Here is a 12,625-nt window from a genome sequence, read left to right as displayed (position 1 = left end):
GTCAATTCGACGGTTGCTGACTGCCAGAGCCGCTACCGCCACCGCCTCCACCACCCTGATTGAGCGCCGACCCGTACAAGTCGGGAATCTTCGACTTGAATGATTCCATGTACCGTCGGTAGGCCAGTCCCGCTTCCTCGCCGAGCATCGGCCGGGCAGGAGCAGCTGCCGCATTGCTACTTTGTAGTTCGATCCACGCCTTGGCCGCGTGTCCGACCTCGCTGTTCCGTACTACAGGCGCAGGCGCCGCAGGGACATCCTGTGCGTACGTCGTCTGCATTGTCGTGCCCACGGATACCGCAGTCAGCACACTTAACGCAAACACACGCGCGTATCGAGTCATGTTGCTATTTTTCATGTCACCCCCTGTTCCCTCTGTCCATCACTGCGTGAACCATTGCAGCAATCTCGGTGCTGTCTCGGCGCCATGCGACGGCACGCTCGCAACCGGCCCAGTCGTGCGTACGCCTTGCGGCAGCGGCACGTCGAGCTCTTTCACCCGCTTTGCAGCAACCACTTTCGTCGCATCGGCACGAATCGCCGCGCGTACATCCGGCGCCATCTTCTGCTGGTTCATCAGTGCCTGTGCCTGTGTTGCCTGCCCATCGGCAAGCAGATACAGCACGACATTGCTCATGATCCGGTGATTGTCCTGATCGAGCTGCACGGCCTTCATCAACGGCACGCGGGCGCCATTCACGTCGCCTGCGCGCAACTGCGCATACCCGAGATCGGACAGCGTCGCCGCATCGGTCGGCACGAGTTGCGCGGCCTGCTGCAACTGCTGCACAGCTTGCGGAAAATCGCCGGATGACCCGGCAATCAATCCCAAACCACGGTGACCGCGTGCCGCCAGCGGCGTCTGCAGCAACTGCGTATATGCGGCCGCGCCCGCAACCGGCTGATCGGTCATACGTAACGCATCTGCGCGCAGCGCGATCGTGTCGGGCGAAACGCCATACTGCTTCTCGTACGCATCGATATGCGCAAGTGACGCAAAGTACAGACCCTGCTGCTGCATCCGGTCGATCAGGCCAAGGTACATGCCGGGCGTGTCCGGCGCCGCCGGCTTGTTGGCCTGCTGCATCATTGCCTGGCGCTCAGCCTGTGGACCGACACCATAGCCCGACAACTGCGACCCGCACGCGCCCAGCAGCGCGAACGCAACCGCTATACCCGAACGGCTTGCCAGCCACACAACGCGACCCGCCGTGAAATCGAAAGCCATGTCTCCCCTCCTCACCGACTTGTCGACGCCAACGAATGCGTGACCGCCAGCACACCCGGACCCGCTGTCACGATCAGCAGGGCAGGCAACAGCGTGAGGATCATCACGCCCGTCATTTTCACCGTGAGGCGACCGACCTGCTCGCGCAGCATCGCGCGACGCGATTCGCGCAACCGGTCGCCAAACTGCTTGAGCGGTTCCTGCACTGCGCCGCCGTGCCGGTCCACCTGAATCAGCAAACGTACGATGGCACGCAAATCCTCATTGCCGTAACTCGATGCAAGCCGGCTGAACGACTGTTCGCGTGTGCGGCCCGTTGAGAACTGCCGCTGCGCGATTTCGAGTTCACTGGAGAGCACCGGCAATACACCGCGGAAATCGTTGACCATCACCTGCAGACTCTGATCGAGAGACAACCCGACACCCTGTAGCAGGCGCAGCAAATCGACGAGCATCGGCAGCTCTTCAACGACCGTGCGACGCCGCGCTGCTGCACGCCGCCGCAGCAACAACTTCGGCAGCATGAACCCGACAGCCAGCGCAACGGCCAGATAAATCATGTAACGCGGCCCTTCGACGTACGCTCCCGCGAGCAACCCTACCAGCGTGGGCAACGCAATCGCTCCGGCAATGCGCGACATCAGGAACAGCCCGCGCGTACGCGTGTCGACGAAGCCGCATTGCTCGAGCAGGCGCCGGTCTTCCTCGGCGACGATCTGCCGTCCGAACGGTGTGTCGAGCCAGCGAATGCCCGCATTCGCGAGATGCTCTAGCGTCCCCCGGAAGCCCGTCGCTCTGGCAGTCTTCTGCCCACCGGATACGGCCGTGCCGCCATTCGCCGCCGCCTGGGCGGCGCGCCGGTCGAACGCCTGCGCGAGCGTGCGCGCACTGCGCCGCTCCGCAGCAATGCGCACGATTACGATGCCCGCCACGATCAACAGGGCAGCAGACAGGAGCGCAAGCGCGAGGGCAGCGAGACGAAGCGGGTCCATGGTCATTTTCTCAATCGGGCGAGCCGGTATAGCAGCCACGCGCCCAGCAATTGCAGGCCGAACGCGAGATAGACGAGATTGCGGCCCGTCGGGTCGTACCACATCGCACCGAAGTAGGCGGGATTGTTCAGGATTAGGAAGCTGCCGATGCCAACCGGCAGTAGCGCCAGCACGAACGACGAGAGTTTCGTTTCTGCAGTCATCGCGGTCAGCTCGCGCTCGGCCTGTTCGAGATCGCGCATGAACGACGCCATGCGGTCAAGCATCACATCCGCACGGCCACCGTATTTGACCGACAGACGGAGCACCGCACCGACCAGCTCGAGTTCGCTCGCGCGATAGATCCTGGACACGTGATACAGCGCCCGGTCAATCTCGACGCCGGTACGCAGCATTCGCGATACATGGTCGAGACATTCGCGCAGCGGTGCATCGGTTGTCTGCAACGAGGCCTGGAATGCGGCCGGCACACTATTACCAAGCACGATCAGCCGCACGATGCCGTCGAGAAAAGACGGCAATTGCCGCACGATCAGTTGCCTGCGTTTGTGCGAACGCCAGGAAATCAGGAAGTAAAGCACGAAGACGCAGCTGGTCAGCATCGCGACGGCGGCGAGCGCCCCGCCCTCATGCGCAGCCCACAGACACAGCGAGACGCTGATCGCAACGGCGATCAGCGCCGGAATACGCGCGTCCGAAATGCCCGCACGGCTCATTGTCGTCGCGAAGACGAACGAGACTCGAGCCCCTAAGTATTGCCACTTTACCTGCCACGACGAACCGGAGGCCGGCGGCTGTGGCTCTACCGGACCATGTACGCTCGCGATGCGAGTTGATCCTGATGCGGCCGACACGACCGTTGCACCGCGTACGAGACCGGGACCACCGGTCTGGGTCGCCGCCAGGCGGCTGTCGATGAAACGCTCAGTGCTCACCTGTCCTTTGTGTTGCGCGCCGCGATGCAGCACAAGCAACGCCCCCGCCACGCACAGCAGCGCGAGCGCGGCGAAGACAAGTGCGGCAACGCTAGACATTGAAGCCCCCGCCGAATCCGCCCGCATTGTTACCGCCAAAACCACCGCCGAATCCACCCGAAGCCGCTGGCGTGCCCGCAAGCACCTGTCTGAACCGAGCAAGCTTCGGTGAGTGCGGATGAATGCCTAGCGATACCCACTGGTCTATCTCTTCGCCCTCTGCCGTCGTCACAGGCTCGTAGTGGTACAACTCCTGCGTTGCGATGATGTTGTCGGAAAGGCCCGTCACTTCGGTAATCGACAGGATGCGCCGACGGCCATTCGACAGCCGTCCGATCTGCACGATGAAATCGATCGCATTCGCGATCTGCCGGCGCAAGCTTGATTCGGTACCCTGAAAGCCCGCGAAGCCGGCCAGCATTTCAAGCCGGTACAGGCATTCACGCGGCGAACTGGCGTGCACCGTACCCATCGAACCGTCATGGCCAGTGTTCATCGCCTGCAACATTTCGAGCACTTCGCCGCCGCGCACTTCGCCGACGATGATCCGGTCCGGGCGCATCCGCAGCGTGTTGCGCAACAGGTCGCGAATCGTCACGAGACCCGAGCCGTCGAAACCGCCCGGGCGGCTTTCGAGGCGCACCACGTGTGGATGGTTCAGTGACAGCTCGGCTGTATCCTCGATCGTCACCACGCGCTCGATCTCAGGGATGTGGAACGCCAGCGCATTGAGCAGCGATGTCTTACCCGAACTCGTGCCACCCGACACCAGCACGTTGCAGCGCGCCTGCACGGCCGCCTCGAGCAGTGCACCAATCTCGGGGTTGTAAGTGCCGTTGCCGAGCAGATCGTCGGGGCGCAACGGGTCCTTGCGGAACTTGCGGATCGATACGATCGGCCCGTCGATCGACAGCGGTTCGATCACGACGTTGACACGCCCCCCGTCCGGCAGGCGCGCATCGACCATCGGATTTGACTCATCGAGCCGACGCCCTATCGGCGCAAGAATGCGCCGCACGATACGCAGCAGGTGCGCGTTGTCTGCGAAACGCACCTGGACTTTCGTCAGGATGCCGTGGCGCGACACGTACACGTCGTTATAGCCGTTGATGAGTATGTCCTCGACCGCCGGATCGCTCAGCAGATCTTCGATCGGGCCGAAACCGGCAAGCTCCTTCGTCAACGCCTCGGCGATCAACCTGACTTCGCTCTCGTTGATCGGGATGCGGCGCATCCGTACGAAGCTGTCCATTTCCAGGTCGACGAACTGGTTGATTGCATTGCGCGACCAGCGGCCGAACTCTGCGCCGAGCTCTTCGATCCGCGTAAGCAGATGCTCGTGCGCAGCGTTCTTGATGTCCTGGAACTGCTGGCTATGCGCGAACGCAGGTGCGTCGTCGGCAAATTCGATATCTTTTGCCATCGTCTATGACCGCTTCTGTGAGGTTGGAATTAAATGCCTGAGCGCGCCAAGCGCGGATCGGCCCCGCGAGGACGCTGCAGTCGGCGCCGCACCGCCCAGCCGTTCAACGAGCGGATCGAGCGCACGCACATATGGATCACGCGCCACCGCATCGGCCAGCAACTGCCCCTGGTTCGCCGCCTGGCCGAGTGCGACGCGCCGCTCGGGCAACGTTGCAAGCAGCGGCACATCGAGACGCTGTACGATCTGTTCGACCGTCAGGCTCAGCTTCGGCTCGTACTTGTTGACGATCAAGCGGACGTTATCCATCTCGACGGACTCCTCGCGCAGCCCGTCGAGCACCGAGGCTGCCGATACGATCGATGCCACACCCTGATCGCAGACGAGCCAGGTTTCGTCCGCTGCCCGTACGACGTTCGCGATGAACTCGCTGTTGGTGAAACCGCCGAGATCGACGATCTGCTGATCGAAGAATGCGCGCAGACGGTTCAACAAACCAACCGATGCGGAATAAGACACCTCACGCATGTCCGCGAGATTCGGTGGCAGCGTCGTCAATGCAAGGCCGCTCGCGTGTCGCGACAGCGCAGTGTGCACGAAGGTCTGATCGAAGCGGCGCAGATTGCGTACGGCCTCGACGAAATTGAATTCACTGCGTGTATTGAGCAGCAGCGTGCCGTCGCCTTGCGGCAAGCCGAGATCGAGAAGTGCGGCCTGTCTACCCTGCGGCACGTCGCGCCGCTGCACGAGCACGGCAAGATTCGCAGCCAGTGTGCTTACGCCCATGCCGACACGCGCGCCGAGCAACACCGTGATGCGGCCGTGACGGCTGACCGGTTCGACGAGATTGTCGATCGCCTGGCGCGTGATGCGTAGTGCGTCCTCTGCGGGCGCGGATAGATCGACGAAATCGCGCACGCCGGCCCGCAATGCGGCCAGCGCGCTTTCGGGTTCCGCCAGCGAACCAACCGCAACAATCTGCAGTCCGGGGTGCGCCGTGCGGACGGCGCTCGCGGCCACACTGGCCGCCGCGGCGCGACCGCCCGAAAAATCGATGAAAACCAGCGACGGGTTCAGCGTAGCAATCCGCTGCGTGAGTTGCGCAGGGTCGAGCGTTGCGGCCTCGACGGCCCCCGCTGCGACGAGCGTACCCGCGAGCCAGCGCACGTGTTCGTCCGCTAGCGAAGCAAACACGAAGTAATCGGTGATCGCTCGCTCAGTCAACGAATGCGTTCTCGCGTTCATGATGGACATCCTCCGGCGGCGCTGACTGGAACAAGAAAGGCGCCACCACATCGGCTTCCGCGCCGACAACCGGCACGGCCCTGCATATCGTCAAGTACCCCATCGCACTCACCCTCATTTCGAAAATCCCGGTGCGGCATCGGGAGACAACACGCCGCCCACAAACGACCGCCACACGGGTGCATCACGCTGCTCGCTCTGTTCACCTGGAGTTGACGGCAACGCGGCGCCCTTCGCGATCGGCGACACCAGGTGCGGCGTCACGATGATTACGAGTTCCTTGTCCGTCTGTTGGTAAGTCAGCTGCTTGAAAAACGCACCGATGATCGGCAGGTCACCGAGCACCGGCACCTTGTTGACGTTCGACGCGGTCTCGCGATCGATCAGGCCGCCGATCATGAAGCTCTCACCATCGCCGAGTTCGACAGTGGTATCGGCGCGGCGCGTCGTGAGCGCCGGCACCGATACGCCGCTGATCGTCACAGCGTTCGTGAAATCAAGTTCGCTGGCTTCCGGCGCAATCTTTAACGCAATACGATCCGGACTGAGCACGGTAGGCGTAAGCGTCAGGCCAACGCCATAAGGTTTGTATTCGATCGACGTCGTACCGAGACCCTGCGGCGAGGGCACGGGAATTTCGCCGCCCGCGAGGAAGCTTGCGCTTTGTCCCGACAACGCCACGAGCGTGGGCTCCGCGAGGATGCGGGCCAGATTGTTTGCTTCCATCAAGCTCAGATCGGCTTGAATACCTCGCGTCGCCGAGTTGAACACCAGGTTGAAGGCCGACGAGATAGGCATGGTGGAAGTGAACTGCGGTGCCTGACCCAACGTAGCCGACGTAAGCGACGACGGCGCAAACGAACCAAACGTAAAGCCGTTGTTCTGCTTCAGGATATTCAGCCCCACCTCTTTTAGCACCGACCGGCTGAATTCGACCACGCGTACATCGACCTGCACGACTGAGCGCGTCCCTATCGTGGATGTATCGTAAATCCCGCTGGCGTCTGCGCCATCTCCACCTTTACCGCCTCCGCCAGCACCGCCTTTCGAGGCGCGCTGGCCCGCTTCTATCTCTGCGGCGGCAACAGCGCGATGGTGCGCTTCCATCGACGTAGCCGAACCGGAAATCAGCGCCGTGTCGCCCAGAACTTTCACGTTCGGTGTATCCGGGCCGATCAAGGTCCGTGACGCAGGCGCAGTCACGTTGACTGTATAGGCAAGCGGCACATCGGTGCCGCGCTCCCACAGCATCAGGTTGGTCGAACCCGGTGACTTGCCGATCAACAGCACGCCACCTGTCTTGTCACCTTTTACGATCAGCACGTCAGCGACCGTCGGATCGCCGATCGCAATGCGGCGCAACGTATGCCCGCCCGCGACGACCTGCTGCGAACCCACCGTAACGTCAAGCGTCTGCGGCACGCCAGCGGCTTCGCTCGTCGCAGACACGATGAGCGAAGTACTCCAGAGCACCAACGTCGCAAGGCAGGCCGAAATCTGTTTCTTCATATTTTTATGATGGCGTTTGAACGCCACTCCCTGAAGCTGCTATTGGGCAACCGTCTCGGTGCGTCCACCCCGTATCACCTCGATGCCGCCACCGCTGTGTTGAACCCTGGCGACCGGACCGCTCACACGCACCGGTGCGATCGCGCGACCGCCGCCGACACCTGACAACGCATCGAGTGCGATACCGGCCGCCGCGCGTGTGGAATCGCTGGCGGATGCACCCTTGGCAAGCGCCGCGGTCTTGATTACCTCCGGTAGCGGCGGGAACGCCGACGGATCGACGGTCTCGTCATCGCGTGGATTACGCAGCGCAAAGATCAGGCGGCCCGATGTTTCAGCAAGCGTCACCCGGTCGACCTCGGAGACCGGGATCGCAAGCACGGCCGTGCGCACCATACCGTTTGGATCGCTGCCGTTGTCGTTGCCCGCCGTCGCGTTGCCGAACGCAAGCACACGCACCTTCGAAAGCAGCAGGCGCGCCTGGGTTGTGTCGACTTCAGCGCCACCGCTCGCACCGTCGCGTCTGAGCGTGAAGAACACGTCGACGAGATTCCCAGGACGCAGGCGGTTGCCCACCGCATTGCCTTCGTCGACGCGCACCGCGAGCGCACGCTCGCCAGGCGTGATCTGTTCGGCCATGCCCGACGAGAGTTGCGATTCGAGCACGGGTGAATCCGGGCCAATGTCGGACGCCGGGATACGTCCCGCGAGCAATGACGGATCGGAGAACGCACCGGTGGGATTAATGGGCAGCGACTGGATACGCAGCGCATCTGCAGTGATCGGCTTGCCGGCAGCCAGCAGATGCGTAGCGACGACGACCGGAAAACTGGTCTGCGCGATAGAGGCAGGCGGAGCGGGCGGCGGCCGACGCGACAGCATCCAGGCAAACACCCCGAGCAGCAGTGCCAGTACGATCAATGCGCCTGCAACGATCCGGGTTATTTTCGGCATGATGGTCCGCACGATGAAATGGTCGGGCCGGGCCGGCGAGTCAGCCGACGCGAACGATGTAACGACGAAGGTTGAGATGCAAGCGCGTCAATCAAAATATGCTCACGGGGTTGAGTTGTACTGTCGCGCTACTGGATAGCTGACTCGGCACGACCATACCTAGTAACGGCAGTTTCGGCACGAGTGGATAAGCCGCATAGTTATAGGTCACCGTCACTGTGATGCATTGCATCGAAGCGCCACAAGTCGCCGACGCGGCAACGCTGCTCGCGCCACGGCTGATCATCGCGGGGAACGTACTGGCTGCGACGGAGGCCGCGTTGCTCGCACGAGCCGCGACTGCCAAAGGCAAACTACTTGCCGCCTGATAATTCAGCGCCGCCCGCGCTCCCTCCTCGCTAGCAAGCGTCAGGCTTTGTTGAGCAACAAAGATGAGGCTGAACGTGACGATTGCGTAAAAGATGGCGAAGAACAGCGGGAACACCAATGCAAATTCGATAGCTGTCGCTCCGCGCTGTGCGTGCCGCGAAACGATGTGTCTCCGTGACAGATCACGCACTGTCGATTGCTTCACGGACAAGCTCATCGCACACCTCCAGCGATCACTTGCAGACCAAGCCAGGCAATCGCCGGCACAGCCAGGCAAGCAACAAATGGCGTAGAACGTTTGCCGACGAGCTCAAAGGTAAGCGCCTTGCTGCGCACAAGCGAGGCAAGCCTCGTACGTGTTGCAATGAGCAACCAGACCGCATGCGCGCCTGCAATCAGGCTAGCCGCCACCCAGAGGCCGAGTAACGCATGCATGCCGCACCATGCGCCGAGCACTGCAAATACCTTAACGTCAGCTGCACCCATCATCCCGAGTGCATAGAACGGCAGCAGTGCGACAAAACCAATCGCCATGCCGATTGCGGCTTGCATGGGCGTAATACCAAATGGATTGTGATGAAGGAAAGCGCTCGCAAACGCGGCTACCAGGCCGGCACCGACGAGCGCGTTCGATACACGTCGACTGCGGCAGTCGCTTAGCGCGATTGCCGCAGTCCACGCGACGAACAGAAGGCTGCTAAATGGCACGTTCATCCCGGACTCGACAGGCGGCACAAGACATGCGAATCGCGCAGGCGATTCACACATCAACCGATAAAAATTGCCTGTATTCCCGGAGCACGAGCCCTTGGGCTCACGCTCCGGGCCATGTCCACCCGGTTAGCTGCCGCTAGCGCCGGCGACCGCCGATGCGATAGTACCGAAGGTCGTGTTGAGCGCGGCTCCAACCCTACCCGTGGCCGCCACGATGACGACAGCAATCAACCCGGCAATCAAGCCGTATTCGATCGCGGTAACCCCTTTGTTTTCTCTCAGGAACTTAGTGAACTTTTTCATTTTCTTGCCCTCGGAACTTCATCTATTCGTTGTGGTTTGCGGACTGCTCCCGACGCTAGCGATAGTTCGGTGGTTCTCTCTGCCACCGATCTAGTCCTCGGCTAACACGCCAGGTTTATTGCAGCCAGCTTCTGTTATGCAAAAGAAATATGGCCGTCTGTTCGATATCGCACCCCCCTCGTAATCTTTAACGCTCTCAGGTTTTATAGCGTATCAATCATTTTTAAGCAATTATCCGACGCGCCAGGCCCCGCCGTTGTTGATCGATCCCGCATAAGTAGATTAGCGTTTGCTCATGTGCGAACGCACATAGGACTAACCATACGTTAGATTCGCTCCACTAATTACGCGTTTGAACCTGTTGTTTCAAGCGTCGCGCGCTCTTCACGTCACCTTCGTTACGCAGCCCATCGTAACGCCACCCATCGCCCGTTACGTTACGCCGGCTCCGCACACGCCTCGTATTTACAGTATTTAACATTTCAATTGCTTTAGCAGGCACTCCATCGATTGCCCGCAAACGCCCGCTGCAATTACGTCTACGACTTACATAGAAAAACGACCCATCAATTCGCATGCGAAATGGCACGGCTGTTGCAGAGATAGAGCCGCGGTACCACCCAACTACATACGCAATGCGAGGGCAACATGAACATTCAAACGACCAATGGCGGGTTACGGATCACAATCATCGCGGCCACCGTAGCAGCCATGCTTTCACTCAGCGCATGCGGCGGCTCGGGAACGCTCAGCCAGGGTACCGGCGGCGACAGCGGCAGCGCTTCCGGTAGCGGCACCGTCACGACAGCCGGCGGTTCAGGCGACACGACCGGCAGCGGTTCGGGTTCGAGCAACGGTAGTGGCTCGGGTAGCGGCGGCGGCACGACTATCGGTGGCAGCTCGGGCACGGGCACCGGCACAGGTACAGGAACCGGCACGGGTACAGGCACTGGAAACACCGGCGGCTCACCGGCAGTACAGGCAAATGCTATCGGTACTGTCGTCGCAAAGACGGGCGGTGTTGTCGGCGATGTCGGTTCGACGGTGTCGGGTCTCGGCAGTGTGATCGCTTCGCAAAACCTGCCGATCGTCAGCACGCAAACCACGAAAGCTTTAGGCGGTGTCGTTCAGAATGTTGGTGCAGCCGTATCGACGCTTGGCAACGGCGTCACACAAGGTCTCGGACAACTCGGCACCGGCGGCAACGCTGTCGGCACGACGGTGTCGAGCCTGGGCGGTGTGGTCGGTAATCTTGGTGGTGCAGTCAGCAGCACGGGCGCCCTCGTGTCGAGTCTGGGCACTGGCCCGCTCGCCCCGCTCAGCGCACTCACCACGCCGCTTGGCAGCCTCGTCAACACCCTCGGTGTCGCCGTGACGAATGGCGGCGGCACGCTCACCAACGTGCTCTCCACCGGCCCTGTAGAGCAGATCACGCAAACGGTCAGCTCGGCGATCACGCCGATCACATCGATGGTCGCTTCCACTACGCAGACTGTCGGCACGGTGACGGGCCTCGGCGCACCGCTCAACGGCCTGCTCGGTACGGTGGGCAACGGTCTCGGCACGGCCGGCAAGCTGCTCGCTGGCGCAGGCGGCAATCCGGTCACGACTGGCCTCGGCAACGTCGTCACCGACACCGGCAAGATCGTCGCATCGGCAGGTGGCCTTCTCGTTGGCGGCACGGGTACGAACCCGCTCTCGTCGATCACAGGTCTGCTCGGTGGCTTGACGGGCGGCTCCAGCAGCGGTGGCGGCCTCTCGCCGATCACGGGTCTGCTTGGTGGATTGACCGGCGGCTCCGGCACCGGCAGCAATCCGCTGTCGCCGATCACGGGTCTGCTCGGCGGCTTGACCGGTGGCTCAGGCAGCAGCAGCGGTGGTCCCCTCTCGCCGATCACGGGTCTGCTCGGTGGTCTGACCGGTAGCGCCGGCAGCAGCGGCGGTCCGCTCGCTCCGGTCACGGGCCTGCTCTCCGCAGTCACCGGTACGCTGAGCGGCGCAGCCGGTGGCAGCAGCGGCCCGCTCGCGCCCGTCACCGGTCTGCTCTCGAGCGTAACCGGCGCATTGGGTGGCGTAGCAGGTGGCGGCACGACCGGCAGCTCGGGTGGTCCGCTCGCCCCGGTCACAGGCCTGCTCTCGTCGGTCACCGGCGCGTTGTCGAGTGCGACGGGCGGCAGCACCGGCCCGTTGGCTCCCGTGACCGGTCTGCTCACGGCAGTCACAGGCGCGCTCGGCGGCGTAGCAGCACCGGCCGCTGCAGCAGCGGCACCGGCCACGACTACAGCATCGACAGGCGCGGCGCTGTCGGCGACGAGCGGCAGCAGCGGCGGTGGCGGCGTGAACAATCTGCTCGCGCCGGTGACGTCTCTGCTTGGCGGCTTGCTCGGCGGTCTTAGCGGCGGCAAGAAGTAACGCGGCTTAACAAGCACAGCACACAGCGCACGACACAGCCGGGAGACAGCGCGTCACCCCCGGCTGGTCGGCGCCGAGACCGTAGTTCAAGATGCATAGCGCGACGGCGCGCGGAGACCTTCAACCATCGCACCACAACAAACAGCGAGGCGCACCTTGCGTGATCGACGGCTCTTGATCTCTCACGCGGCCCGCACGACGCTCGCGTCGTTGCGGCCGCCGCGTACTGTGGTGATAACGCCGCGACTCATGCATCCCCGACTAGGCAGCCGCCCATGTGTCTGGGTAACATCAGCGGCGGAACATCCCGGTTGGAAACGCAGTTGGCAGTCCGGAGGCCGTGCAACACAAATAATCCGCGAGGTCGCGTGCTTCAGGTTCATCGGAGTGCGCAACGCTACAACCTCGCCATGCAGTACACACTGAGAGATAGATAAACGTTCGCGATCCAGCCGCTTAGACGGCATACTCGCATCACAAGAACGGCCAACGAGGGCAATCC

12 protein-coding genes are annotated in these 12,625 nt (G+C 62.3%); 1 reads left to right on the top strand and 11 read right to left on the bottom strand.

Annotated features, from left to right (window positions below):
* Nucleotide 1: 1 nt before the first annotated feature.
* The 11 genes from M0D65_RS23425 to M0D65_RS23375 all read right to left on the bottom strand — a co-directional run bounded on the left by M0D65_RS23425 (nucleotide 2) and on the right by M0D65_RS23375 (nucleotide 9,711).
* The gene (locus M0D65_RS23425; protein WP_266254782.1) at nucleotides 2–358 is read right to left on the bottom strand and encodes a DUF3613 domain-containing protein; all 357 of its coding nucleotides are present in this window, start codon (nucleotides 356–358) and stop codon (nucleotides 2–4) included.
* Nucleotides 359–382: 24 nt separating this feature from the next.
* On the bottom strand, nucleotides 383–1,228 hold the full coding sequence (locus M0D65_RS23420) for a lipopolysaccharide assembly protein LapB (RefSeq protein WP_266254781.1): 846 nt from the start codon (nucleotides 1,226–1,228) through the stop codon (nucleotides 383–385).
* A gap of 11 nt (nucleotides 1,229–1,239) precedes the next feature.
* Nucleotides 1,240–2,220 carry a type II secretion system F family protein gene (locus M0D65_RS23415; RefSeq protein ID WP_266254780.1) on the bottom strand — a complete coding sequence of 327 codons (981 nt, stop codon included), beginning with the start codon at nucleotides 2,218–2,220 and terminating at the stop codon, nucleotides 1,240–1,242.
* A 2-nt stretch (nucleotides 2,221–2,222) separates the two neighbouring features.
* Entirely contained in the window at nucleotides 2,223–3,254 is a 1,032-nt protein-coding gene (locus tag M0D65_RS23410) for a type II secretion system F family protein (RefSeq protein ID WP_266254779.1), read from the bottom strand.
* Nucleotides 3,247–4,617, bottom strand: a complete 1,371-nt coding sequence (locus M0D65_RS23405) for a CpaF family protein (protein WP_266254778.1) — start codon at nucleotides 4,615–4,617, stop codon at nucleotides 3,247–3,249. The genes M0D65_RS23410 and M0D65_RS23405 overlap by 8 nt, the downstream gene beginning before the upstream one ends.
* Before the next feature lie 3 nt (nucleotides 4,618–4,620).
* Nucleotides 4,621–5,862 (bottom strand): fimbrial protein, encoded by a 1,242-nt coding sequence (locus M0D65_RS23400; protein WP_266254777.1) that lies wholly within the window; start codon nucleotides 5,860–5,862, stop codon nucleotides 4,621–4,623.
* Between the two features lie 114 nt (nucleotides 5,863–5,976).
* Nucleotides 5,977–7,371 (bottom strand): type II and III secretion system protein family protein, encoded by a 1,395-nt coding sequence (locus M0D65_RS23395; RefSeq protein WP_266254776.1) that lies wholly within the window; start codon nucleotides 7,369–7,371, stop codon nucleotides 5,977–5,979.
* A 39-nt stretch (nucleotides 7,372–7,410) separates the two neighbouring features.
* A complete protein-coding gene (gene cpaB, locus M0D65_RS23390) occupies nucleotides 7,411–8,328 on the bottom strand; it encodes a Flp pilus assembly protein CpaB (RefSeq protein WP_266254867.1) in 918 nt (305 codons plus the stop codon).
* Between the two features lie 88 nt (nucleotides 8,329–8,416).
* Complete coding sequence (locus M0D65_RS23385) at nucleotides 8,417–8,911, bottom strand: TadE/TadG family type IV pilus assembly protein (protein ID WP_266254775.1); 495 nt, start codon at nucleotides 8,909–8,911, stop codon at nucleotides 8,417–8,419.
* Entirely contained in the window at nucleotides 8,908–9,408 is a 501-nt protein-coding gene (locus M0D65_RS23380) for a prepilin peptidase (RefSeq protein ID WP_266254774.1), read from the bottom strand. The genes M0D65_RS23385 and M0D65_RS23380 overlap by 4 nt, the downstream gene beginning before the upstream one ends.
* A gap of 126 nt (nucleotides 9,409–9,534) precedes the next feature.
* Nucleotides 9,535–9,711 carry a Flp family type IVb pilin gene (locus M0D65_RS23375; RefSeq protein ID WP_266254773.1) on the bottom strand — a complete coding sequence of 59 codons (177 nt, stop codon included), beginning with the start codon at nucleotides 9,709–9,711 and terminating at the stop codon, nucleotides 9,535–9,537.
* Between the two features lie 648 nt (nucleotides 9,712–10,359).
* Between M0D65_RS23375 and M0D65_RS23370 the strand changes: the two genes are divergently transcribed.
* A complete protein-coding gene (locus tag M0D65_RS23370; RefSeq protein ID WP_266254772.1) occupies nucleotides 10,360–12,123 on the top strand; it encodes a collagen-like triple helix repeat-containing protein in 1,764 nt (587 codons plus the stop codon).
* Nucleotides 12,124–12,625: the final 502 nt, after the last annotated feature.

Source organism: Paraburkholderia sp. CHISQ3, from assembly GCF_030464945.1.
Taxonomy (GTDB): Bacteria; Pseudomonadota; Gammaproteobacteria; order Burkholderiales; family Burkholderiaceae; genus Paraburkholderia; species Paraburkholderia megapolitana.
Note: the sequence above shows the minus strand (reverse complement) of the source record. Positions and strands in the feature narration are given on the sequence as shown.